The organism is Serratia sp. 121840015-1, from assembly GCF_053627655.1.
Genome location: NZ_JBSEYF010000005.1, coordinates 245,686 through 269,354, shown reverse-complemented (window position 1 = coordinate 269,354; position 23,669 = coordinate 245,686). Strand labels below are relative to the sequence as shown.

19 protein-coding genes are annotated in these 23,669 nt (G+C 61.1%); 6 read left to right on the top strand and 13 right to left on the bottom strand.

From position 1 onward, the window contains the following. Positions 1–107: 107 nt before the first annotated feature. The 9 genes from recC to rppH form a co-directional block, all read right to left on the bottom strand. Positions 108–3,479: an exodeoxyribonuclease V subunit gamma gene (gene recC, locus ACUXAC_RS21305; protein ID WP_087763674.1), complete on the bottom strand. Its 3,372-nt coding sequence runs from the start codon at positions 3,477–3,479 to the stop codon at positions 108–110. Between the two features lie 32 nt (positions 3,480–3,511). Beyond that, positions 3,512–3,868, bottom strand: coding sequence for a prepilin-type N-terminal cleavage/methylation domain-containing protein (locus ACUXAC_RS21300; RefSeq protein WP_084827222.1), 357 nt, complete (start codon positions 3,866–3,868; stop codon positions 3,512–3,514). Beyond that, a complete protein-coding gene (locus ACUXAC_RS21295) occupies positions 3,858–4,304 on the bottom strand; it encodes a YgdB family protein (RefSeq protein WP_387445233.1) in 447 nt (148 codons plus the stop codon). Before ACUXAC_RS21295 ends, ACUXAC_RS21300 begins: the two co-directional genes overlap by 11 nt. Continuing rightward, positions 4,301–4,879: a prepilin peptidase-dependent protein gene (locus tag ACUXAC_RS21290; RefSeq protein ID WP_102985181.1), complete on the bottom strand. Its 579-nt coding sequence runs from the start codon at positions 4,877–4,879 to the stop codon at positions 4,301–4,303. Before ACUXAC_RS21290 ends, ACUXAC_RS21295 begins: the two co-directional genes overlap by 4 nt. After that, positions 4,873–5,376 carry a prepilin peptidase-dependent protein gene (locus ACUXAC_RS21285; protein WP_102985182.1) on the bottom strand — a complete coding sequence of 168 codons (504 nt, stop codon included), beginning with the start codon at positions 5,374–5,376 and terminating at the stop codon, positions 4,873–4,875. Before ACUXAC_RS21285 ends, ACUXAC_RS21290 begins: the two co-directional genes overlap by 7 nt. Positions 5,377–5,550: 174 nt before the next feature. Then, the gene (thyA, locus tag ACUXAC_RS21280) at positions 5,551–6,345 is read right to left on the bottom strand and encodes a thymidylate synthase (RefSeq protein ID WP_102985183.1); all 795 of its coding nucleotides are present in this window, start codon (positions 6,343–6,345) and stop codon (positions 5,551–5,553) included. A 7-nt stretch (positions 6,346–6,352) separates the two neighbouring features. Beyond that, a complete protein-coding gene (gene lgt / locus ACUXAC_RS21275; RefSeq protein WP_015378920.1) occupies positions 6,353–7,225 on the bottom strand; it encodes a prolipoprotein diacylglyceryl transferase in 873 nt (290 codons plus the stop codon). Between the two features lie 221 nt (positions 7,226–7,446). Next, the gene (gene ptsP, locus ACUXAC_RS21270) at positions 7,447–9,693 is read right to left on the bottom strand and encodes a phosphoenolpyruvate--protein phosphotransferase (protein ID WP_038878700.1); all 2,247 of its coding nucleotides are present in this window, start codon (positions 9,691–9,693) and stop codon (positions 7,447–7,449) included. 12 nt (positions 9,694–9,705) lie between these two features. After that, positions 9,706–10,233 carry an RNA pyrophosphohydrolase gene (rppH, locus tag ACUXAC_RS21265; protein ID WP_004931849.1) on the bottom strand — a complete coding sequence of 176 codons (528 nt, stop codon included), beginning with the start codon at positions 10,231–10,233 and terminating at the stop codon, positions 9,706–9,708. A 696-nt stretch (positions 10,234–10,929) separates the two neighbouring features. Here rppH and mutH point away from each other — a divergent pair. The 4 genes from mutH (at position 10,930) to ACUXAC_RS21245 (ending at position 14,054) form a co-directional block, all read left to right on the top strand. After that, entirely contained in the window at positions 10,930–11,616 is a 687-nt protein-coding gene (mutH, locus tag ACUXAC_RS21260) for a DNA mismatch repair endonuclease MutH (protein ID WP_038878695.1), read from the top strand. Positions 11,617–11,716: 100 nt separating this feature from the next. Continuing rightward, positions 11,717–12,433 (top strand): TerC family protein, encoded by a 717-nt coding sequence (locus tag ACUXAC_RS21255; RefSeq protein ID WP_049273516.1) that lies wholly within the window; start codon positions 11,717–11,719, stop codon positions 12,431–12,433. A 155-nt stretch (positions 12,434–12,588) separates the two neighbouring features. Next, positions 12,589–12,807: a YgdI/YgdR family lipoprotein gene (locus ACUXAC_RS21250; protein ID WP_454266867.1), complete on the top strand. Its 219-nt coding sequence runs from the start codon at positions 12,589–12,591 to the stop codon at positions 12,805–12,807. Positions 12,808–13,013: 206 nt separating this feature from the next. Continuing rightward, a complete protein-coding gene (locus ACUXAC_RS21245) occupies positions 13,014–14,054 on the top strand; it encodes an NADP(H)-dependent aldo-keto reductase (RefSeq protein WP_060423007.1) in 1,041 nt (346 codons plus the stop codon). A gap of 35 nt (positions 14,055–14,089) precedes the next feature. On the opposite strand, the gene lplT is transcribed toward ACUXAC_RS21245, so the two are convergent. The 3 genes from lplT to ACUXAC_RS21230 all read right to left on the bottom strand — a co-directional run bounded on the left by lplT (position 14,090) and on the right by ACUXAC_RS21230 (position 20,034). Further along, positions 14,090–15,274 (bottom strand): lysophospholipid transporter LplT, encoded by a 1,185-nt coding sequence (gene lplT / locus ACUXAC_RS21240; protein WP_060423003.1) that lies wholly within the window; start codon positions 15,272–15,274, stop codon positions 14,090–14,092. After that, positions 15,274–17,427 carry a bifunctional acyl-ACP--phospholipid O-acyltransferase/long-chain-fatty-acid--ACP ligase gene (gene aas / locus ACUXAC_RS21235; RefSeq protein WP_197783811.1) on the bottom strand — a complete coding sequence of 718 codons (2,154 nt, stop codon included), beginning with the start codon at positions 17,425–17,427 and terminating at the stop codon, positions 15,274–15,276. The genes lplT and aas overlap by 1 nt, the downstream gene beginning before the upstream one ends. 348 nt (positions 17,428–17,775) lie before the next feature. Next, positions 17,776–20,034, bottom strand: coding sequence for a molybdopterin guanine dinucleotide-containing S/N-oxide reductase (locus ACUXAC_RS21230; protein WP_454266866.1), 2,259 nt, complete (start codon positions 20,032–20,034; stop codon positions 17,776–17,778). A 220-nt stretch (positions 20,035–20,254) separates the two neighbouring features. On the opposite strand from ACUXAC_RS21230, the gene galR reads away from it, so the two are divergent. Continuing rightward, positions 20,255–21,274, top strand: a complete 1,020-nt coding sequence (gene galR, locus ACUXAC_RS21225) for an HTH-type transcriptional regulator GalR (RefSeq protein WP_060422992.1) — start codon at positions 20,255–20,257, stop codon at positions 21,272–21,274. Positions 21,275–21,326: 52 nt separating this feature from the next. Here the strand turns inward: galR and lysA are convergent, their stop codons facing one another. After that, a complete protein-coding gene (gene lysA, locus ACUXAC_RS21220; protein WP_454266865.1) occupies positions 21,327–22,589 on the bottom strand; it encodes a diaminopimelate decarboxylase in 1,263 nt (420 codons plus the stop codon). Between the two features lie 133 nt (positions 22,590–22,722). Between lysA and ACUXAC_RS21215 the strand changes: the two genes are divergently transcribed. Then, entirely contained in the window at positions 22,723–23,646 is a 924-nt protein-coding gene (locus tag ACUXAC_RS21215; protein ID WP_060422988.1) for a LysR family transcriptional regulator, read from the top strand. Positions 23,647–23,669: the final 23 nt, after the last annotated feature.

Sequence of the window (23,669 nt, the reverse complement as noted above, 5' to 3'; positions counted from 1 at the left end):
GCGGGTATATGCCTGTACGTTATTTAAGACCGGGAATTACCCCAATGGTTGAATATAACCTTCGTTATTTTTACCACCTCCCGCCGCACAGCACCACCGGGGGATTGTTACCCCAGGTTATGCCGCGCCACCGGCAACAGATAACGCTCTGTTTCAGCCAGTATTTGCGCCAAGTATTCATTATCCAATTGGCGGAACACTCGCTGCACGTAGGGATCTTCCCCTTCTCCGGGAATGCGCTGATCGCCCTGCCAGGCCTGCAGCAGTTTGGCGCGTGCCTTAATTTGCGCTTCTTCCTCCCAGTCGATTTCCTGCGTTTCCGGCAGATAGCACTGACTTAGCCACGCCCAGCCGCTCTTGTTCAACAACAGCAGCGGCTGACTCAGACCGCGCTGATAGCCCGCCAGCAGTTCCGCCAGCTGCGCCTGTGCCTCTTCTGGCGCCAGCGCGGCAAAGCGCCAGGCGGAATTCTTGCGGCCATACATGCGGCTCTCGCCGGTGCCGCCGGCGCAGCAGTACACCAGGTGCTCCAGCCACAGCAATATGCCGTCCACCGCCGACAGCGTAGCAGGCCGCCAGCGCAGCAGGCCGTCATCCTGCACCTGATGCAGCCAGCCGCTGAGGCGCACGCCGGCGATATCGATATCCAGCTCCAGGCTATGGCTCTCTGCGCGTTCCGCACGCACCTGCTCGGCCAGTTCGCTCATCTCCTCCTGCTGTTTTTGCCAATAGATTTCGCCGAAGGCGCCATAGGGCAAGCCGCCGGCGGCGCGCACCCGCTGGAACAACCGTTCGGGATCGTCGCCGTCTATCAGCGTATTCAGCAGCTGGCTGTTGAACTGGTAACGGCTGAGGTTATCCAGCGTGAAGGGTTCTTCGTCGGGCAGCTCGGTCTCTTCCAGGATAAAACTGACTCCCAGCCGCAGTTGGAAAAATGCACGAATCGGATGGCGGTAAAATCGCAGCAGCTCATCCAACGATATTTGCTGCAGCGCTTCGGCGGGCAGCGGCTGGTTGAACGCCGGATGCGCCGCACCGCGCCCATCGGCGGCGGGCAGCCACTCGGCGGCATAGCTTTGCGCCTCCGAGCCCGGCAAGAAATTCTCGGCGGCGAACGGCATGCGCGCGTGCCACTTCAGCAAGTGCTCACCAACCCGCCGGGCGCTGTCGTCTGCGCTGAGTTCCTCATCTCCCGGCAGACAATAGCTTTGCTCCAGGTACTCCAGCAGCTCGGTGACCAGCACCGAAGGGTAGCGCGGGCTGTTGTCTTGAATGGAACGGCCGATGAAACTGATATACAGCCGCTGCTGAGCGGACAAAATCGCTTCCAGGAACAGATAGCGGTCGTCATCGCGACGGCTACGGTCGCCGCGTTTGACCTGCTGCGCCATCAGATCGAACCCCAGCGGCGGCAGCGTGCGCGGATACACGCCGTCGTTCATGCCCAGCAGGCACACCACCTTGAACGGAATGGAACGCATCGGCATCAGCGTACAGAAGTTGATTTGCCCGGCGAGGAAGCGCTGGCTGATGCGCTCCTGATCGAGGCGCGCCGCCAGATCGTCGCGCAGAATGGTCAACGGCACCTCGTCGGGATAGCGCGCCGCCAGGCCAAAATTGATAGCCTGCTGCCACTGCTGTTCGATCAGCGCCAGCACAACTTCGGTGTCGCTGTCCGCAGCGAAAAAGGCATCCAGCAGTTGCCGGCACAGCGGCAGCCACGCTTCGAGCGGGCGCGCTTCGCTCAAGATTTGCCGCCAGTGGCTGAGCTGCGCCAGCAGATCCGCCAACTGCCCCGCCAACTCGGCGACCAATCCGCTCGATTCGTCATAAGGTAAAATGCCCTGCCAATCGCCGGCATTGCTGTCCATCGCGTAGCCGAGCAGCATGCGCGTAATGCCGAAACGCCAGGTATGCTGGCCGGTGGCGGGCAGATCCAGTTCGCGCACGTTATCGTCGTCCAGGCCCCAGCGCACGCCGGATTCACCGACCCAATGACGCAACAGGCGCAGCCCCTCTTCGCCAATGGCGAAACGGGCGGCCAGGGCCGGCACCTCCAGCAGCGCCAGTACCTGTTCTGAGGTAAAGCGGCTTTGCGGCAGATCGAGCAGTGAAATGAACGCCTGCAGCGCCGGATGCGCCTGGCGCGCTTTACGGTCGGAAATGGCGAACGGCAGGTAGCGCTCGGCGGGGGCATTGCCGAACACCGCCTGAATGTAAGGCGTGTAGCTGTCGATATCCGCCACCATCACGATGATATCGCGCGGCGTCAACGACGGATCCTGCGCCAGCATGCTCAGCAGTTGATCGTGCAAAACCTCCACTTCCCGCTGCGGGCTGTGGCAGGCATGCAGGCTGAGGGAGCGGTCGTTCTCATCAAGCGGACGTTTGCTGAAGCTGCTTTCCAGCGTTTCCGCGGTAATACCGATTACCGCATGGTCTTCCAGCTCCAGCATATCGCGCTGAACGGCGTGCAGCATGGTATCGGCCGGGATATCGACAAAGGCGTCGACCTCTTGCGCCCCTTCCATCTGCGACAGCAGATAGAGGTGATCGCGCCCCAGCTTGCCCCAGGAGGCCAGCAGCGGGTTGCTGAGCTGCTGCTGGCCTTCGGCGTCAAACAGGCGCGCCGCGTCATCCGGCTCGCGGAACAGTCCCTGCTCACGAGCCTGGTGGTAGTGACGGCGCTTGCGGCTCTGCAAGCGAGCCAAGAAAGCGTAATCCTGAATGTCGCCCCAGTAATAGCGACAGGGGTTGGTGAACATCAGGTGGATATCGATATGCCGCCCCAGCGCCTGCAGCGCCTCCAAATAGACCGGCGGCAACGCCGAGATGCCGCAGATAAACACCCGCGGCGGCAAACCGGGCGGGCACGTTTTTGCCTGCTCCAGCGCGTGGATAAAGCGGCTGTACAGATTGGCACGGTGCCATTCAGGCTGCCCCAGCTCTTGCGTGTACTCCACCAATCGCGCCCAGAGCGGCGCCTGCCATTGCTGAGCTTCCGCCAGACCGTCGATATGCTCACCGCGCTGCCAGCTCTCCAGCCACTGCGGGCGATAAACCAAATACTGGTCGAACAGGTCGGCGACCCGGCCGGCCAACTGGTGGATCTTGCGCTTGTCGCCGTCATCGGTCAGATAGTGCTGCAGTGGCGCAAACGCCGGCTGGGTCAGCATCTCCGGCAACAACCACATCAGCTTCCAGGTCATGGCGTCCTTGCTGAAGGCGCTCTCTTTCGGGATATCCGGCAACACCCGGGTGAACATGTCCCAAATAAAGGTCGCCGGCAGCGGAAACGCGACATTGGCGGCGATGCCGAACTGTTCCGCCAGCTGCATCTGCAGCCATTGCGCCATGCCAGGGCTCTGCACCAGCACCACTTCCGGTTGAAAAGGATCGGCCAACGGATCTCTGGCTATCAGCGCGCTGGTCAGCGTTTTCAACAAATCCAGCTGATTGGAATGATAAACCGTGAACATCAAGGCTCCTTTAAAACAAAAGACATACCGGCTTAAAAGCGGGTGCAATACCAGCGGCTCAGCGTTGCCCACTGCCGCTGCGGCGTTTGGATCCTGACCGTCAATCGGCGGCAATCACTCTCCGCATCATCAATAGCCGTCTCGCGTCGCCACCCTTCCGGCAGCGGTTCAGCCTCGAGCCGCCCGGTGACGGCAAACGCCTCCAGCTGCTGATGCGCCAGCCCCCAGGCTTGCCGGTAGTGCCACTGGCGCTGAAACGACTGCAACAGCACCTGATGATACTGTAACAAGCCCAGCAGCGACACCGAGAACAGCAAGGCCGCCACCAACACTTCCGGCAGGCTGAAGCCGTTGCGGGATATCCGCCCAGCCCGAGCGTTAGCCGTCACAGTCGGCCTGCCTTTTCTCGGGGCAAAAATCCAGCCGACCGCCCGGCTGTGCTTGCACCTTGCCAGCGGCCTCCGCGCCGTTAAAGGTGCCCCATTGATACAACCATAGCGGTTCACCGCCGCGCATCTCGCCAAGGCCGCGTACCGTCACAACGCCCGCTCTGGCAGACAGCCGAGCGCAGGCCGTCAGCTCCGCGCGCTGCCTGCATAACCAGGCCGCCGCACTCAGCTCGGCGCGTGGCCAGCGCTGGCTCATGCCCCAACTCAGCGCCGAAGCGGCCTGATTGTAAGCCTGAAGGTAACGCTGCTGATCGGCAGCCAGTAACAGCGCGTTATCCAACTGCCGATGCTGAGCGTTAAGCAACATCAGCCCGAGCGCCAGCAGCAGCATCACCGCCGCCAGGGTGCTACCGCCTCGCTGGGTGCGCCGGTTCATGGCAGCGCCGCCATTTCGACGCTCCCGCTCAGGCTTCGCCCGATACGTGCATCGCTGGCGGAGCGCCCCGCCAGCGTCAGGCGAGCCAAGGTCGCGCCGTGATTGCCCCGCTCTATCGCCACATGAAACCGCTCAATGCGCACTTCGTCATGGTCGAGTAGCCGCTCCCAGCCACCGCCATCGCATTGGCTCACGCCACGCTGCCCTTCCAAGCCGCCATTGCGCAGCCGGTAACCGAAATAGCCTGCATCCTCGCCCGAAGTGAGCCATTGCCCGCTGCGAGCAATGTCGTAGGCGACGATAACGCAGCTGCCCGCCGCTTCTCCCGCAGCCTGGCCGATCAGCAGCGGCCGGCCGGCGCACTGCCCGGCGCAAAAACCGGCGCGGCGCAGATCTTTCTCAATGCCGAACGCCAACTGCCGCAGCGTTGACTCCAGCCGAAAGTGCTGGCCGACGGCCACGCTTTGCTGGCGCAACAGCGGGTAAGTTTTCGCCGCGCCGAGCGCGATTACGCTGCCGAAGACCAACGCCAACATCACCTCCGGTAAGGTAAAACCGCGTGCTAAAGTCAACATAGCGCAATGCCCCTGACCCGCTGCCCTTCGCTGCACAAACGCAGCCGCCCACGGGCGGACAGCACCAGCCGCAGGCTGCCTGCGTCGTTGCTGAGAAGGATGTGCCCCGCCTGCGCGGTATTGCGCAAACCGTAAAACCCAATCTCTTTGCCGGTGTAGCCGCTCAGCGCAACGTCGCGATAAGACGGCGAGAAGGCAGAGCCTTCGGCGGAAGCGCAATCCGGCGGCGGCACGCCACCGCCCAAACACCAGGGCGTGCCGTTCTTGAACCACAGCAGCGTCGTGCGGTTACGCCAGTTGGCGTCCGCCTGCAAGCGCAGCAGAAACGCCAGCAGCTGTTGGGCCGTGTGTTCCAGCCGCAGCGCTTGCTGATGATAGCGCCATTGCCCGACGCCCCAGCCGGTCAGCATGGCGGCGATCAATATCGCCGCCAACAGCTCAATCAACGTCATGCCACGCTGGCGATCATCAATGTTCGAGAGAGTATTGTCGTTCATGCCGCCAGTGTAAGGGCCGTAACAACGCGGTAAAGCCGCATGCGCAAGCGCTGCGGCAAGCTGCGCAATGTTTCCTCTACGACGGCAGGCGGCGACAAAAAAATGCGGCGCGGTGCGCAATGCGGATAAAAAAAGGGGCGCAATCGCTGCGCCCCTGATGTGATGCGGTTAAGGTCAGATCGCGACCGGCGCCTTGATGGCCGGATGCGGATCGTAACCTTCGATCTCGAAGTCTTCGAAACGGTAATCGAACAGCGAAGCCGGTTTGCGTTTGATCACCAGTTTCGGCAACGGACGCGGTTCACGCGTCAGCTGCAACTGAGTCTGTTCCATGTGGTTGCTGTACAGGTGGGTATCGCCGCCGGTCCAGACGAAATCGCCCACTTCCAGATCGCACTGCTGCGCCATCATGTGCACCAACAGCGCGTAGCTGGCGATGTTGAACGGCAGGCCGAGGAAGACATCGCAGGATCGCTGGTACAGCTGGCAAGAAAGCTTGCCGTCCGCTACGTAGAACTGGAAGAATGCGTGGCACGGCGCCAACGCCATCTGATCCAGCTCGCCGACGTTCCAGGCGGAAACGATGATGCGGCGCGAATCCGGATCCTGCTTCAGCTGTTGGAGCACGTTGCTCAGCTGATCGATCTGACGGCCGTCCGCTGTGCCCCAGGCGCGCCACTGTTTGCCGTACACCGGGCCGAGATCGCCGTTTTCATCGGCCCACTCGTCCCAAATGGTGACCTTGTTGTCACGCAGGTAGGCGATGTTGGTATCGCCGTTCAGGAACCATAACAGCTCATGAATGATCGAACGCAGATGACATTTTTTGGTGGTCACCAACGGGAAACCTTCCTGCAAGTTGAAACGCATCTGGTGGCCGAAAATCGACAACGTGCCAGTGCCGGTACGGTCGGCTTTAGGGGTGCCCTCGGCGAGCACCTTGTTCATCAAATCCAGATACTGTTTCATTTGTCCCTCACGACAGTTGTTGCTGCGGGCGACGACGGTACGCCCAAATCATCATAATAACACCGGCCACCACCATCGGGATGGACAGGATCTGCCCCATGCTGATCACGCCGTCGAACAAGCCAAGCTGGGCATCCGGCTGGCGGAACGCTTCAACGATGATGCGGAATGCGCCATAACCGATCAGGAACAGGCCCGATACGGCGCCCATCGGCCGCGGCTTGCGAATAAACAGGTTCAGAATGATAAACAGCACCACGCCTTCCAGCAGCAGTTCATACAGCTGCGACGGGTGGCGCGGCAGTACGCCGTACTGGTTCAGCAGCGGCAGCAGAGAAGGATCGGCGGCGGCGAGGGCCACGTCTTCGCTGCGCGAGCTTGGGAACAGCATTGCCCAAGGGGTATCGGTGGTCACGCGGCCCCACAGTTCACCGTTGATGAAGTTGCCGAGGCGGCCGGCACCCAGACCGAATGGGATCAGTGGCGCGATAAAATCGGAAACCTGGAAGAAGGTGCGTTTGGTGCGGCGAGCGAACCAGAACATCACCAGAATCACCCCCATCAAGCCGCCGTGGAACGACATGCCGCCATCCCAGACCTTGAACAGATAGAGCGGGTTATCCAGGAAAAGCGGCAAGTTGTAGAACAGCACATAGCCTACGCGGCCGCCGACGAATACGCCCAGGAAACCGGCGTAGAGCAGGTTTTCAACTTCGTCTTTGGTCCAGCCGCTGCCCGGCTTGTTGGCGCGGCGCACCGCCAGCCACATGGCAAAAACGAAACCGACCAGGTACATCAGGCCGTACCAATGCAAAGAAACCGGGCCAATGGAGAAAATGACCGGATCAAATTTAGGAAACGCCAGATAGCTATTGCTCATCTATCACCACAACATGTCTGTTATTTTTCCCCATGCGGGGGCGGCAGGTGCCAAGCGGCGACGGAGATTATCCCGCGCCTTGCAAACGGCAGCGTTAGCCGCTGTGGTGTGCAAGGCGACGAGCATGCGCCGCGCTGAGGTTGCGCATCATAACATAGGCTTAGCGCGGTCCGGTCCGGCAGGGCGGGAAAAGTTCTGTAAAAAATCACACCGCACGGCGGCTATCGGCCCCCGCGGATCAGCCCGCCCATGCCGCGCCGCTCCATAAACGCCGCCACCAGATGGCGCACTTCGGTGGTCATCTGAGTGTTCAACACCCGCTGCGCCAGCACTTCGGCGTCGGCAAGGTCGATATGCCGCAGCAGGTATTTGATGCGCGCCACGCTGCGGCCGTTCATGCTCAGATTACGATAGCCCATACCCACCAGCAACAGCGCGCCCATGGGATCGCCGGCCAGCTCACCGCAGAGGCTAAGCTGCAACCCGGCTGCTTTCCCCTGCTCGGCAATCAATCTCAGCACCTGCAACATCGCGGGATGCAAACTGTCGTACAACGAGGCGACCCGGGTGTTGTTGCGATCCACCGCCAGCAGGTACTGCGTCAAGTCGTTAGTGCCGACCGAGATGAAATCAACGCGACCGGCCAGATGCGGGATCAGGAAAATCATCGACGGCACTTCCAGCATCACGCCGATTTTCGGTTTCGGGATCGCGTAGCCGAGCACTTCTTCCACCTCGCGCCCGGCGCGGTCAATCAGGCGCTTAGCCTCGTCGACCTCTTCCAGGCTGGTGACCATCGGCAGCAGAATGCCCAGGTTGCCGGTGCCGGCGTTGGCACGCAGCATCGCGCGCACCTGAATCAAAAAGATCTCCGGCTGATCCAAGGTAATACGGATGCCGCGCCAGCCCAGGCAAGGGTTCTCTTCGCTGATCGGCATATAAGGCAGTTGCTTGTCGGCGCCGATGTCCAGGGTGCGCAGCGTGACCGGCTTGCTCGGGTAAAGCTGCAGCATGCCCTGGTACTGCGCGACCTGCTCCTCTTCGGAAGGGAAGCCGCTTTGCAGCATGAACGGGATTTCGGTGCGGTATAGCCCCACGCCATCCACCCGGCCGCCCAACAGCTGTTCATGTTCCGGGCTGAGGCCGGCATTCAGCATCACCTGAATGCGCTCGCCGCTTTTCAACTGCGCCGGCTGCTCGACGTCGTCTTCCGCCAGCTTGCTCAGCTCCAGCTCTTCGCTGATCAGCCGTTGATATTCCTGCACCAGTACCGGCTCAGGATCGACCAGCAGTTCACCGCGATAACCGTCGACGATCAGCAGCCGCTGGCTGAGCAGAGAAGGCTGGATGTCGGCGCCCATCACCGTCGGCACCCCCATCGCCCGCACTAGAATTGCCGCATGCGAGTTGGCGGCACCGTCGCGCACCACCACGCCGACCAGACGATCCTGCGGCACTTCGGCCAGCAATGTCGCGGTCAGTTCATCCGCCACCAGCACAAAACGCGCCGGCCACTGGGTGGCGCCCTGGGTGGTGTCGTCGAGGTGGAACAGCAGGCGCTGGCCCAGCGCGCGCAGGTCGCTGCCGCGCTCGCGCATGTAGGTGTCCTGCAGTTTGGCGAACTGCTCGGCAAAGGTTTCTATCACCTGTTTCACCGCCCACTCCGCCACCGAACCGTTGTCGATTTCGGCGAACAGTTCGCGCTTGAGACGGGCGTCGTTTAACAGGTGAGAATAAAGATCGAAGATCGCCGCGCTCTCTTTTTGCGAACTGGCGGCAAAACGCTTGCTGAAGCGGCGAAACTCCGCGCCGGCCTCTTCCAGCGCCAGCGTCAGGCGCTCGCGCTCGCTAGCGGTGTCCAGCGTCGACGCGCGGTAAACCTGATCGAGCGAAGGCTGGCTGCTGTCCTGCCACCCTTCCGCCACCGCCACGCCGGGCGAAGCCGCCAGCGCGCGCACGCGCGTTTGGCGATACTGGCCGAAAATGGCGTTGAGCTGCGACTGTGACAGGATCCCGGCCATCTGCGTGGCCAGGGTGACCATGAAAGACTCTTCGCTTTCGTCGAACTGGCGCAGTTCGCGCTGCTGCACCACCAGCACGCCCAGCAGCTGGCGCCGATGAATGATCGGCACCCCGAGGAAGGATCGGAAACGATCCTCTTTCACCTGCGGAACGTATTTGAAACTGGGGTGGCTTTGGGCATCGGCCAGGTTGATAGGCTCGGCCCGGCGGCCGACCAACCCGACGACGCCCTCGTCAAACGCCAATGCGATAGTGCGCCCGCGCGGCTTTTTCAGCCCGCGCGTGGCCATCAGGTAGTAACAGCGGCGATCGTTGTCCGCCAGGTAGATGGAACACACTTCGGTGTCCATCGCCAGACAGGTTTCATTGACCAGCAGATCCAGCGCATCCGTCAGACTGGCCGCCGCGGCCACCTTCTCTACAATTTCTCGCAAGCGCGTGAGCATAGTCGGCTTAACTTAACCTCTCTTTCGGCGATAAGCGGGGGCCTGCCGCGGCGCCGCCTGCTCTTGCATCGGCATCACGGTCACGGCGAATTCTTTCATCACCCGGCGGTAGACGTCGCGTTTGAACGACACCACCTGGCGCACCGGATACCAGAAGCTCACCCAGCGCCAACCGTCGAACTCCGGCGTGCTGCTGCGCTGCATATTGATATCAGCGTCATTGCACAGTAGCTGCAACAAAAACCATTTTTGCTTTTGGCCGATACAAACCGGCTTTGTGTCCCAACGCACCAAACGTTTCGGCAATTTATAGCGCAACCAGTTGCGGGTCGAAGCCAGGATGCGCACATCCTTTTTACTCAGCCCCACTTCTTCGAACAGCTCACGGTACATCGCCTGCTCCGCAGTTTCGCCAGGGTTAATCCCACCTTGGGGAAACTGCCAGGAGTGCTGACCGTAACGGCGGGCCCATAAGACCTGCCCCTGACGATTACAGATTACGATACCAACATTCGGGCGGTAGCCATCATCATCGATCACCGGACTACCTCGATAAGCTTAAATTCGCATAGATGTCCTGATTGTTTCACACAAGCTACAGGCGGTAAACCACTGCTTTACGGCGCTGCGGACCGGATAACATTGGGATAACTCACAGATATAGGCAAAGTTATAAACATACCCCAGCCTTTCGGGCCGGTTTTATTCACTTTTTCTGTGGATAGGTGTGTGCAGAACTCGAGGGATAAGCCGGTACAACTCTTAAACCCCAAAATCCCCCACCGCCCTCAAAAACACATATTTACTTTAAAAGCATATACTTAATTAATACCGCATCATTATGTACAGGGTAAAAATGTGATCTATGCACGGTAAGGATCTTACCCTGGCGAAAGATTCACCAACGCCGTTTTTATCCACAGATTATCCGAGCAAGTTACGCACAAAACGGACAAATTCGTAAAAAACCGCCCGAGTCAAGGCTGTAAATTGAACCAGTGATCGGTAAAAATTTGGGTTATCCCATAAATCTGTGGATAAATAGGTGTAAGATCCTGTTTATTGTCGGTGGCTTCAGGTGAACAAGCCCCGCCAGTGCATTGCCTCCCCCGCAAGGAAATGAAAAAAGTCATGTAAAATCATGCTACTATTATTCTTTTCCCCAGGCGATGACGGTTATCGTTCGTCGTGCATAATTGCAGTACGTTTTTCAACCAAATTCGACAGGCTTGATTTATGGCGTTTTTATCCCCTTTGCCGCCCCCGCCGGAAAATGAACGGCAGCTGTTCGAGCGTGCTCAGGCGCTGGCCGGCGCCAGCTTTGGCGAGCTGGCCGCCCGCGCGCAGCTGCCGATCCCCAAGGATCTGAAGCGCGATAAGGGCTGGGTGGGCATGCTGCTGGAGCTGTACCTCGGCGCCATGGCCGGCAGCAAACCGGAGCAGGACTTTCCCGAACTGGGCATCGAGCTGAAAACCATTCCTGTCGACGCCGCCGGCAAACCGCTGGAAACCACTTTTGTCTGCGTCGCCCCGCTCACCGGCAACAGCGGCGTCACCTGGGCCAGCAGCCACGTTCGCCACAAGTTGGCGCGCGTCTTGTGGATACCGGTAGAAGGCGAACGGCAGATCCCGCTGGCCGAACGCCGCGTCGGCTCGCCGCTGCTGTGGAGCCCGAGCGCCGCAGAAGAAGAGAGTCTGCGCCGCGATTGGGAAGAGTTGATGGATCTGATCGTACTCGGCCACGTAGAGCGCATCACCGCGCGCCACGGCGAAGTGCTGCAGCTGCGCCCCAAAGCCGCCAACAGCAAGGCGCTCACCGAAGCCATCGGCGAACAGGGGCAACCTATCATGACGCTGCCGCGCGGTTTCTATCTGAAAAAGAGTTTTACCGGCGCGCTGCTGGCAAGACATTTCTCAATCTAAGCGATTTCGTTTAACTCTGGTTTAGCTAACCCTGTCAGCGCCACGATAAACGCGTATAATTCACGCTTTGCATTTATTAAGTATTAAGGTGTGCCGGGCAATGTTCGAATGGATTATGGATCCCAATGCCTGGTTAGCGTTAGGTACGCTAACCATTCTTGAGATCGTACTGGGTATTGATAACATCATTTTTCTGTCGCTGGTGGTGGCCAAGCTGCCCAAAGCGCAACAGAACAAAGCTCGCCGGCTCGGTCTGGCCGCCGCCATGATTATGCGCCTGGCGCTGTTGGCCTCCATCGCCTGGGTGATCCGCTTGACGCACCCGCTGTTTACCGTGTGGGATCACGCCATTTCCGCCCGCGATCTGATCCTGCTGTTGGGGGGGCTGTTCCTGATCTGGAAAGCCAGCAAAGAGATCCACGAAACCATCGAAGGCACGGAAGAAGAGCACCACACCAAGGTGCACAGCTTCTTCGGCGCGATCGTGCAGATCATGCTGCTCGATATTATCTTCAGTCTGGACTCGGTGATTACCGCCGTGGGCCTTTCCGACCATCTGTTCATCATGATGGCGGCAGTAGTGATCGCCGTCGGTGTGATGATGTTCGCCGCCCGGCCGATCGGTGAGTTCGTCAATCGCCATCCGTCGGTGAAAATGCTGGCGCTGGCGTTCCTGATCCTGGTGGGCTTCACGCTGATGCTGGAAAGTTTCCAGGTGCACGTGCCGAAAGGCTACATCTACTTCGCCATGTTCTTCTCGATGTCGGTAGAAGCGCTCAATCTGATGCGCAGCAAGAAAAACCGCTCGCCGGAATAACCCTACCCGGAAGCCGCCATCGGCGGCTTCCATCGCTTCGTTGACCTCTCATTTCACTTTTTCTTATCAGATAAAGACTTATCTGAGACGCCCTTCGCCGAGAGTTTGCTAATCTTGAAATAACAACCTTTTCTGGATAATCGAGGATCCGCAGGATGAAAAAGTGGGTAATGGCAGTGTCTGCGCTGGTGATGATGGCCGGCCTGGCGGGATGTTCCAGCGACTACGTGATGGCGACCAAAGACGGCAACATGATCCTGACGCAAGGCAAGCCAGAGATCGACAAAGATACTGGCCTCATCAGCTATAAAGACGAGAAAGGCAACCACCGCCAGATCAACGGCGATCAGGTTTCCCAGGTTATCGAACGCTAATCACCGCCCGCCGGCTATCGCCCGCGCGTGCGCGGTAGCCCTCATTCGTGTCCGCACGGAATCCGCTTCCCCCATCTTCACCGCTTGGTTATAGTCAGGAAAGGCGACATCGCCGCCCGACGGACTTTGCGCCGTCTTCTGACATTGGGCTCCTGTTTCACCGGGCCGCGCGGCCCGTCAGCGCTAACAAGAAAGGAAGGCCGTTAATGCAATACCACCGTATTCCCCACAGTTCTTTAGAAGTGAGCGTGCTGGGACTGGGCACCATGACCTTTGGCGAACAGAACACCGAAGCCGACGCCCATGCGCAACTGGACTATGCATTGGCCGCAGGCGTGAACCTGATAGATACCGCCGAACTGTATCCGGTGCCGCCCCGCCCGGAAACCCAGGGCCTGACCGAGAGCTATATCGGCAGCTGGATCAAGGCACGCGGCAATCGCGAAAAAATCGTCCTGGCCAGCAAAGTCTCGGGCCCGGTGCGCGGCACCGACAGCAGCATCCGCCCGCAGCAGGCGCTCGATCGCAAGAACATCCGCGCCGCTCTCGACGCCAGCCTCAAGCGGCTGAACACCGATTATCTCGATCTTTACCAATTGCACTGGCCGCAGCGCGCCACCAACTGCTTTGGCAAACTCAACTATCAATACACCGATGACAAAGCTACGGTTACGCTGCTGGAAACGCTGGAGGCGCTGACCGAGCAGGTGCGCGCCGGCAAGATTCGCTATATCGGAGTTTCCAATGAAACGCCCTGGGGCGTGATGCGCTACCTGCAGCTGGCGGAGAAACACGAGCTGCCGCGCATCGTGTCGATTCAAAACCCGTACAGCCTGCTGAACCGCAGCTTTGAGATTGGCCTGGCCGAGATCAGCCAGCACGAAGGGGTAGAACTGCTGGCCTATTCCAGCCTGGCGTTCGGTACTCTGAGCGGTAAATACCTCAACGGCGCTAAACCGGCCGGTGCGCGCAATACGCTGTTCACCCGCTTCAACCGTTATTCAGGGCAGCAAACCCAGCTGGCGATCGCCGAGTACGTGGCATTGGCCAAAAAACACGGGCTGGATCCTTCGCAGATGGCCTTAGCCTTCGTGCGTCAGCAGCCGTTCGTCGCCAGCACCCTGCTGGGCGCCACCACGGTGGAACAGTTGAAAATCAACATCGACAGCCTCGATGTGGTATTGGATGAGGACGTGCTGCAGGCGCTTGAAGAAATCCATACCCGGTTTACCATTCCGGCGCCTTAATACAGCCAGGGTGCAGCCTGGCTGCGCCCTGTATTTTACCGCCGCTGCGACCACCACAGCACGCTAATCGCCAGCGCAAACACCACGCCAAACCCTACGCCGACGCCCACCACCGGCACGCCCAGCTTCACCACCAGTGAATACAGCGCCAACATCAGCAACATGGCGGCGTTTTCACCCAGGTTTTGCACCGCGATCGCATTGCCAGCGCCGACCGAATGCTTGCCCCGCTCCTGCAGCAACGCATTGAGCGGCACCACGAAGAAGCCCCCCAGCATGCCGATGATCGCCAGCAAGACATAGGCATTGAGCATGGTGGTTTGCAGCGCGAACACCGCGACCGCGACGCCGATCAGGATCCCGGCCGGCATGCAGCGTTTTACCGTCTTCAGCGTGACGAAGCGCGCGGCAGCGCCGGCCCCCACCACGATACCTACGGCCACCATGGCGTTCAGCAGCGTCGGCGTGGCGTTATCGGCGATACCGAGCGCCACCGGCACCCACAGCACCAGCAGAAAACGCAGCGTCACGCCGGCCCCCCAGAACAGGCTGGTGCCGATCAAGGAGAAACGCGTCTGCCCATCGCGCCATAACGTGACGCAGGCGGTAAAGAAGCTGTTCGTCATGGCCTGCGGGCGCCAGGAGGCCCCCGGGCGCGCCGCCGCCAGACGCGGAATATACAGGTTGGCGACCACCGCTCCCGCGTAAACCAAGGCGCAGGCCGCCAGCGCCGCGACCACATGCCAGTCCGCCAGAATACCGCCGGCCACCGAACCGGTCAGAATGGCGGCGATGGTCGAGGCCTCCATCAGGCCGTTAGCCTTGACCAGCTTCTCGCCGCTGGTGATCTCGCCCAGAATGCCGTATTTGGCCGGCGAATACGCAGCGGCCCCCACGCCGACCAGGCTGTAACCGAGAAACGGGTTGAACCCAAAGCAGATCACCAACGCCCCCGCCAGCTTCAGGGCGTTGGCGAACATCATCACCCGCCCTTTGGCGAAGCTGTCGGCCACTTGGCCGACAAACGGCGCCAGGATAATGTAGGTGGCGACGAAGGCCATCTGCAGGATCGGCTGGCTCCAATCCGGGTACAGCTGCTGCTTGATCAACGCCAGCGTGGCGAACAGCAGCGCATTGTCGCCGAACGCCGAGAGGAACTGCGCGCTGATGACGGCGATCATGCCGCGTGACAACAAAGGGGATTCGGTCGAAGGATTCATCAGGCACTCTCCGGCTGTTCGGCCATATGACGCAGGGTGACAAAATCGGGTTTGCCGCTGCCGAGCACCGGCAGCGTTTTCAACAGGCGAATATCGCGCGGCACCGCCAGCTCCGGGCTGCCCAGCTCGCGCGCCACCCGCAGCAATGCCTCGCGGGTGATGGCGGGATCGGTGGTGAACAGCACCAGCGCCTCGCCTTTGCTGCTGTCGCTTTTGGCGGTGGCGGCATGCAGTTTTTCCGGCGACAGCCGCTGCGCCAGCAATTCGACGCTCTCGAGCGACACCATCTCCCCCGCCAGCTTGGCGAAGCGCTTCACGCGGCCGCGAATGGTGCAGTAACCCTGCTCATCCAGGCTGACGATATCGCCGGTGTCGTACCAGCCCGGCTGCAGCACGCCGTTCTCATCTTCCGCCGCCGGCGGCTCCAGCTCGCCGGGGCGCTCAACCCGCAGATAGCCTTTCATGATATTCGGCCCCTTCAGCTGCAGGCGGCCGCCGTTATCGATGCCCGGCACCGCGATCAGGCGCGCCTCCATCTGCGGCATGATGCGGCCAACGGTGCCCACTTTCGTCGCCAGCGGCACGTTAATGGAGACCACCGGCGCGCACTCGGTCACGCCATAGCCTTCCAGGATGCGGATGCCGTATTTGTCCTGGTAGATCTGTTTGGTGCTGTCCGCCAGTTTTTCCGCGCCGGCCACCACGTAGCGCAGGCGGGCGAAATCATACGGATGCGCGAAGCGCGCATAGTTGTTGAGGAAGGTCGCCGTGCCGAACAGCACCGTGCAATTGCGGTCATACACCAGCTCCGGCACCACGCGATAGTGAAGTGGGCTGGGGTAGAGAAAAATGCGGCTGCCGGTGATCAGCGGCGTGAGCAGCCCCACCGTCAGACCGAACGAGTGGAACAGCGGCAGCGACGACATGAAGCGGTCGCGCGGCGTGAAGTCGGCGATGGTGCGAATTTGTTCTACGTTGGCCAGCAGGCTGGCGTGCGAATGCACCACGCCCTTGGGGTGGCCTTCGGAACCGGAAGTGAACAGGATCAGCGCCGCGTCTTCCGGGCGTTGCGGCAACGCCGCGCGCTGCGGCTGCAGCAAATGCCGCAAAATCCACAGCTTGTCCGCCAGCGTGACCGTATCTTTCAAATCTTCCAGATACACCCAGTTGGCCTGCGGCACCTGTTCCGGCAGGTGAGTCAGCTTGCCCTTTTCCAGAAACTGGCGCGAGGTGACGATGGTCTTGATGTCGGCGGCAGTCATCGCGCTGTTCAGGCCGTTGGCGCCGGCGGTGTAGTTGAGCATCGCCGGGATGCGGTTACGCAGCGAAGCGCCGAAGATCGCCGCCGCGGTGATGGTGGCGTTCGGCAACAGCAGGCCGACGTGTTCCCCTTCGGCGGTAAAGCGCTGCAGAATACGGCTGACGCCCAGCGATTTCTTGATCAACGTCTGGTAACTGTCTTCTTTGAAAGCGATGTCTTCGATACAGGGCTTGCGGCGCCCGTAGCGGTGCTGCGCCGCCAGCAAGGCATGGAACAGCGTCTGCGGTTCACGCGTATCCATCCGCGCCCGCATCATGATCTGCATCAGCCGATCGCCCGCCAGCGCCCGGCGTTCACGCGCGCGCGGCGCTTCCGGCATCGGCAGCGTGGTCGGCGGCAAGATGCGGATGCTGATTCGCGGGAACCAGCGGATCTTGAATACCCCGGCCATGCGGCCGAACGGGCTGAATTCAGGCCCGTCGATCCGCACCGGCACTACAGTGGCACCCGATTTGGCGGCGATAAACGCCGCGCCGTCGTAGATTTTCATCAGCGCGCCGGTCACGGTGATGCGCCCTTCAGGGAACACCACGATCGGCCGCCCCTGCTCGACCATCCGCACCAGCTGTTTGATGGCCATCGGCTTGGTGGGATCGAGCGAGACGAAATCGATGTAGGGCCGCAGCCAGCGCATAAACCAGCTCTCGCCGATGCTGGCGTAAACCGCAAACACCGGTTTAATCGGCAGAAACAGCGCCAGCAGCACGCCGTCGAGGAAAGAGACGTGGTTCGGCGTAATCAGCAGTTTTTGCCGCTCGAAGTGCTGGACATCCCCTTCGACCCGAACCCGAAACAGCAGGCGAAACAGCGCGCGCAGCAGTGAAAAGATCATGCCCTTCTCCCTTGGCCATGGAGGCGTAAATCGTTGTAGGGAAAAGAATACTATATGGCAGGCAAAAAAAAACCTACGCATCCGCGTAGGTTGGTGCAATTGAAAATGGCTTCAACATACAGAGTATGCTGATTTCTCACCAATCAATACCTCTGGGATCACCTACTCTAGAGAGATGGCGTGCAGGAAACTACCTGCGAATCGCAAGAGTTCTGCTCCAAATGCAACCAGCTGTAAATTTCCCGCGATCTGCTGTAATAACTCAATGAAACTTAAACCTTCCCGCAGCGGCGAAAAAATAAATATAACAACGACGGCGAGCCGGTTATCCCGACGCGAAATCGTCATTCATCGCGCGCTGACCTCGACCAGGCAGCTCATGGCGTTCGGCCCCTGTGTCAACGATGAGGTGCCGATATCCAGCGTCAGCACGTTCGGGTTGCCCGCCTGTTCGACCGGCCGGCGCTGCGCGTCGTAACCCGGCTCGAACCAGGCGCCGGTCGCCATCAGCACCACGCCACGCGTCACGCCGTCAGTGAGGGACGCCCCCGCCAGGCAGCTGCCGCGCTCATTGCTGACCAGCACTTCGCTACCCTCTGCCACGCCGCGCTGCGCCGCGTCTTCCGGATGCATATACAGGGTTTCGCGCCCGGCGGTCTTATTGCCCTGCGCCAGCGGCGCCGGATCCATCTGGCTGTGCAGACGATCGCTCGGTTGGATGGAGATCAGATGCAGCGGCCAGGTTTTGGCCTGCGGCGCGCCCAGCCACTCCACCGGCGGCCGCCACTGCGGATGCGGCGCGAAATCCTCGTAGCGGTAACCGGCGATCCGCTCGCTGAACAGTTCGATCTTGCCGCTGGGCGTCTGCAGCGGACTAGCCAGGGGATCGGCGCGGAACGCGTCAAAAAAAACGAATTCCTTGGCCGGCGCGGGCAGTTCGACATAGCCCCGGCGCCAAAAATCCTCAAACTCGGGCCAGGCGACGCTGGCACGCCGCTGCGCCACGCCGCATTGCCGATAGATCTCTTCGATCCAGGCCCGCTCGTCGCGGTTTTCGGTAAAGCGTTCGCGATAACCCAGGCGCTCCGCCAGATCGGCGAAGATATCAAAATCGTTGCGCGCCTGATGCTGCGGCGCAATCGCCTGATGCATCGCCAGCACGTAGCGATCGCGCGAGGAGCCGCCGATATCGTTGCGCTCCAGCGAGCTGGTGACCGGCAACACGATATCCGCCATTTTGGCCGCCGCCGTCCACCAGATATCTTGTACGATCACCGTATCCGGCTTCTGCCAGCCTTCCACCAGCCGGTTCAGCTGCTGATGATGATGGAACGGGTTGCCGCCGGCCCAGTGCACCAGGTGGACATCCGGGTACTGGCGCGTCTCGCCGCAAAATTGATAGGCTTCGCCGGGGTGCAGCAGCATGTCGCAGATGCGCGCCACCGGGATCGCCAGCCCGGCCGGGTTATCCCCTACCGGCATGGTCGGCGCGGGGGTGTCCACGCGCGGGTTACCGACGCCGTTCATCGATCCGTGGCCGAAGGAAAAGCCGCCGCCCGGCAGCCCCACCTGGCCCAGCATCGCCGACAGCGCGATCATCATCCAATAGGGTTGCTCACCGCGGTGCGCGCGCTGCACCGAGTAGGAACAGGTGATGAAGCTGCGCACGCCGATCAGCTGCCGCGCCAGCCGCGCGATGCGCGCCGCCGGAATGCCGGTAATGGCGCTGGCCCAGGCCGGCGTTTTTACCACGCCGTCGCTCACGCCGTTCAGGTAATCCGCCAGCTGTTGATAGCCTACGCAGTGGCTGTCCAGGAAGGCTTCGTCGTGCGCACCCAGCTGCTGGATTTCGTAAGCCAGCGCCAGCATCAGCGCCACGTCGGTATTCGGCCGGATCGGGATCCACTCCGCGTTGACGAATCCGGGGCAGTCGTCGCGCATCGGGCTGATGTTGACAACCGGCGTGCCCTTCTGCGCCAGCTTTTGCAGCCAGGGCTTGAGCGCATGCTCCGCCGCGCCGCCGGAAGAGACCTGGGCGTTTTTCAGCGCCAGCCCGCCAAACGCCACAAACAGCTCGCAATGCTCCACCACGCTCGGCCAGCTGGTGACGCGCCCGGTCAACGGCGAGAAAGTGCCGATCACATACGGCAGGAAAAACTGCGCCGCGCCCCAGCTGTAGTTGCCCTGCTGATCGACCCCGCCGCCGCCGCTGAAATAGAACCGCCGTACCAGCGAACGCGCATGATGCAAACGCCCGGCCGACGACCAGCCATAAGAGCCGGTAAACAGCCCGGAGGCACCGTAGCGATCGCGCACCCGGCGGTTCTCCTGCGCCACCAAATCGAGCGCCAGCTCCCAGTCCACCTCGACGAAGTCTTCCCTGCCGCGCAGCGTACGGTCGCTGCCCTCGCGCTTTTGCAGCCACGAGCGGCGCACCGCCGGCTTGCGGATACGTTTATCGGAGTAAACCATCGGGACGATGGAATCGAGCAGCGGCGAAGGATCGGGATCGTCGGCGAAGGGTTCACAGCGGATAAGCCGGCCGTCTTCAACCACGGCGGTATAAGCGCCCCAATGGGCGAGCTGCGGATAGCGTTTAATGGACATGGCGTTCTCGGCGCAAATCGGAATGCACAGACGTTACCTCAGCCCGCCGCCAGAGCCAACGTACAAATTGCGCTATCGTTCGGCAGCCGATGGTTATGCGTACAGACGCGAAGAGATTCTGCAACGGCCGCCACAAGTTGCGCACGAGACCGCTTGCAGCCCCGGTTGTTTTCCGCAAAACTGAGGGATGTAAGCGATTACCCAGGATGTATTGACTGATATGGCTACGATAAAGGATGTTGCCAGGCTGGCGGGTGTTTCCGTGGCCACGGTGTCCCGCGTGATAAATAATTCCCCCAAGGCCAGCGAAGGGTCACGCACTGCGGTGCTGGCCGCCATGGAACAGCTGCAGTATCACCCTAACGCCAACGCTCGGGCACTGGCACAGCAATCCACCGAGACGCTGGGCCTGATCGTCTCCGACGTTTCCGACCCCTTCTTCGGCGCGATGGTCAAAGCGGTCGAGCAGGTGGCCTACGCCACCCACAATTTTCTGCTGATTGGCAACGGTTACCACGACGCCGAAAAAGAGCGCCAGGCGATTGAACAGCTGGTGCGGCACCGCTGCGAGGCGCTGGTGGTGCACGCCAAGAGACTGAGCGATCGGGAACTTTGCGGCTGGATGCAACAGATCCCGGGCATGGTGCTGATCAACCGCACGCTGCCGGGTTTTGAAACGCGCTGCGTGGCGCTCGACGATCGCTACGGCGCCTGGCTGGCGACCCGGCATCTGATCCAGCAAGGGCATCAGCGCATCGCCATCATCTGCTCCACCCACCAGATTTCCGACGCCACCGATCGCCTACAGGGCTATCTCGACGCGCTGCAGGAGCACGGCATTGCGGTGGATGAAAAGCTGATCGCCTACGGCGAACCGGACGAGATCGGCGGCGAACAGGCGATGACTGAATTGCTCGGCCGCGGCCGTTCGTTCTCCGCCGTTACCTGCTACAACGATCCGATGGCCGCCGGCGCGCTGTCGGTGCTGAGCGACAACAGCGTCGACGTACCGGGGGAAATTTCGCTGATCGGTTTCGACGACGTGCTGATTTCGCGCTACCTGCGGCCGCGCCTGACCACCATTCGCTACCCGATCGTAGCGATGGCCACCCAGGCGGCAGAGCTGGCCCTGGCGCTGGCCAACCGGCAACCGCTGCCGGAAATCACCAACATGTTCAGCCCGACGCTGGTGCGCCGCCACTCGGTCGCCACCCTCAACAACGCGCACGAACAGCCGTAATTCGCGCCGCCGCATGACGCTGTAAAGCGGGCGCAGCACGCCCGCCCGCTTATTAGATAAGCTCCAGCGCGATCAGTTCTTCGATGGTTTGCCGGCGGCGGATCAGGCGCGGCTCGCCGTTTTCGAACAGCACTTCAGGCAACAGCGGACGGCTGTTGTAGTTGGAGGACATCGATGCGCCGTAGGCGCCAGTGTCGTGGAACACCAGATAATCACCGATCTGAACCGGCGGCAGTTCGCGGGTTTCCACGCCGCCGCCCGCCTGCTGGGTGAACACGTCGCCGGATTCGCACAGCGGCCCGGCGATCACCGTTTCGCGCAGCGGTTGCCCCGAGGTATCGCGCCCATCGGCCGGCAACAGCGAAATATGGTGATAGCTGCCGTACATTGCCGGGCGCATCAAATCGTTAAAACCGGCGTCCACCAGCACGAAGTGGCGGCTGCCCATGTCTTTTACCGCCCGCACTTCGGCCACCAAGACGCCCGCTTCCGCCATCAGGAAACGCCCCGGTTCGATCTCCAGCTGCACCGGATGCCCCAGATGCGCGGCGATGCGTTCACGCGCCCGGTTCCACAACCCGAAATAGTGTTCGGTATCGATCGCCTCTTCGCCGTACTGGTACGGGATAGACAGGCCGCCGCCGGCGGAAATGGCGCTGATGTCATGACCGAGATCGATCACCTGCTGCACCATCGCATCGCAGACCCGTTCCAGATGCTGGTAATCGACGCCGGAACCGATGTGCATGTGCACGCCGATCAGCTTCAGGCCGTAGCGGCGGATCTTCTCCACCGCCTGCGGCAGGTCGGCATACCAGATACCGTGCTTGCTGTTCTCGCCGCCGGTGTTGGTTTTCTGGCTATGGCCGTGGCCAAACCCCGGGTTAATGCGCAGCCACACCGGGTGCCCTGCGGAAACCTGGCCGAGCTGATCCAGCATGTCGATGGAACCGGCGTTGACCGGGATCTTCAATTCGCTGATGCGCGCCAGCGTGGCGTGATCCAACACGTCCGCAGTAAACACGATCTCGCTCGGTTCGCCGCCCGGCTGAAAACCGGCCCGCAGCGCCCGCTCGATCTCGCCCAGCGACACCGAATCCACCTTCACGCCCTGCTCGCGCATCAAGCGCAAAATATGAATGTTCGAACAGGCCTTCTGCGCGAAACGGACGGTATCGAAATGGCGCAGCTGAGCGATGCGCTGGCTGATGATGTCCGCATCATAGGCCCAGACCGGGCAGCCGAAACGTTGCGGTAAGGCCAACAGGTTAGCGGCGTTCAACGCGGTGGAGGTGTCGTGCAACGGGCGTGGCATGGCGATATTCCCAATTCGAAAATGACGGCAGATAACGCCATAGTGCCGCACGCTGAATCGGGTGGAAAATATCTATTTAGCCGTAGTCTATTCATTTATGATATGGCTTTCCCCTTAATCGAGCGGCCTCACCATGCACAGCATCTCTTTGCGGCAGATCGAAATTTTTCGGGCGGTGATGACCACCGGCAACCTAACCGAGGCGGCGGCCCTGCTGCAGACCTCGCAACCGACCGTCAGCCGCGAGCTGGCGCGCTTTGAGAAGCTGATCCGGCTGCAGCTGTTCGACCGGGTGCGCGGTCGCTTGTCCCCCACGGTGCAGGGCCTACGGTTGTTCGAAGAGGTGCAGCGCTCCTATTACGGCCTCGATCGCATCGTCAACGCCGCCGCCGGCATTCGCCAGTTTCAGCAGGCACAGCTGTCGATCGTGTGCCTGCCGGTATTTTCTCAATCGCTGCTGCCGGCGGTGTGTCGGCCCTTTATCGAACGTTACCCGGAAGTCAGCTTCAGCGTCATCCCGCAAGAGTCGCCGCTGCTGGAAGAGTGGCTGTCTGCCCAGCGTCACGATCTCGGGCTGACGGAAACCACCCTGACGCCGGCGGGCACCGAGCGGGTGACGTTGATGACGTTGAACGAAGTCTGCGTGCTGCCGACGGGCCACCCGTTGCTGGTGAAAGATCGGCTGACGCCGCAGGACTTCGCCGGGCAGAACTTTATCAGCCTGTCGAGCACCGACAGCTATCGCCACCTGCTGGATGCGCTGTTCGGCGAACAGGGCGTCGAGCGCCGCATGGTGATGGAAACGCACAGCGCGGCGTCGGTGTGCGCCATGGTGAGGGCCGGCGTGGGGGTGTCGATCGTCAACCCGCTGACGGCGCTCGACTATGCCGGTAACGGTGTGCACGTGCGGCCGTTCAGCATCGACGTGCCGTTCACCGTCAGCCTGATCCGGCCGCTGCACCGCCCTTCATCGGCGCTGGTCACCGCCTTTATCGACCACCTTCATCAGCAGGCCGCCGCCTTTGCCGCCCGGCTGGCCGCCGCCGTCAGGCGCTGAAATCGGCGTGGGAATATTGCCGA

What these genes read in the sequence shown, in the direction of transcription:
- recC (WP_087763674.1), bottom strand. Translation starts at nt 3,479, where the DNA reads ATGTTCACGGTTTATCATTCCAATCAGCTGGATTTGTTGAAAACGCTG.
- ACUXAC_RS21295 (WP_387445233.1), bottom strand. Translation starts at nt 4,304, where the DNA reads ATGAACCGGCGCACCCAGCGAGGCGGTAGCACCCTGGCGGCGGTGATG.
- ACUXAC_RS21290 (WP_102985181.1), bottom strand. Translation starts at nt 4,879, where the DNA reads ATGTTGACTTTAGCACGCGGTTTTACCTTACCGGAGGTGATGTTGGCG.
- ACUXAC_RS21285 (WP_102985182.1), bottom strand. Translation starts at nt 5,376, where the DNA reads ATGAACGACAATACTCTCTCGAACATTGATGATCGCCAGCGTGGCATG.
- thyA (WP_102985183.1), bottom strand. Translation starts at nt 6,345, where the DNA reads ATGAAACAGTATCTGGATTTGATGAACAAGGTGCTCGCCGAGGGCACC.
- lgt (WP_015378920.1), bottom strand. Translation starts at nt 7,225, where the DNA reads ATGAGCAATAGCTATCTGGCGTTTCCTAAATTTGATCCGGTCATTTTC.
- ptsP (WP_038878700.1), bottom strand. Translation starts at nt 9,693, where the DNA reads ATGCTCACGCGCTTGCGAGAAATTGTAGAGAAGGTGGCCGCGGCGGCC.
- mutH (WP_038878695.1), top strand. Translation starts at nt 10,930, where the DNA reads ATGGCGTTTTTATCCCCTTTGCCGCCCCCGCCGGAAAATGAACGGCAG.
- ACUXAC_RS21255 (WP_049273516.1), top strand. Translation starts at nt 11,717, where the DNA reads ATGTTCGAATGGATTATGGATCCCAATGCCTGGTTAGCGTTAGGTACG.
- ACUXAC_RS21250 (WP_454266867.1), top strand. Translation starts at nt 12,589, where the DNA reads ATGAAAAAGTGGGTAATGGCAGTGTCTGCGCTGGTGATGATGGCCGGC.
- ACUXAC_RS21245 (WP_060423007.1), top strand. Translation starts at nt 13,014, where the DNA reads ATGCAATACCACCGTATTCCCCACAGTTCTTTAGAAGTGAGCGTGCTG.
- lplT (WP_060423003.1), bottom strand. Translation starts at nt 15,274, where the DNA reads ATGAATCCTTCGACCGAATCCCCTTTGTTGTCACGCGGCATGATCGCC.
- aas (WP_197783811.1), bottom strand. Translation starts at nt 17,427, where the DNA reads ATGATCTTTTCACTGCTGCGCGCGCTGTTTCGCCTGCTGTTTCGGGTT.
- ACUXAC_RS21230 (WP_454266866.1), bottom strand. Translation starts at nt 20,034, where the DNA reads ATGTCCATTAAACGCTATCCGCAGCTCGCCCATTGGGGCGCTTATACC.
- galR (WP_060422992.1), top strand. Translation starts at nt 20,255, where the DNA reads ATGGCTACGATAAAGGATGTTGCCAGGCTGGCGGGTGTTTCCGTGGCC.
- lysA (WP_454266865.1), bottom strand. Translation starts at nt 22,589, where the DNA reads ATGCCACGCCCGTTGCACGACACCTCCACCGCGTTGAACGCCGCTAAC.
- ACUXAC_RS21215 (WP_060422988.1), top strand. Translation starts at nt 22,723, where the DNA reads ATGCACAGCATCTCTTTGCGGCAGATCGAAATTTTTCGGGCGGTGATG.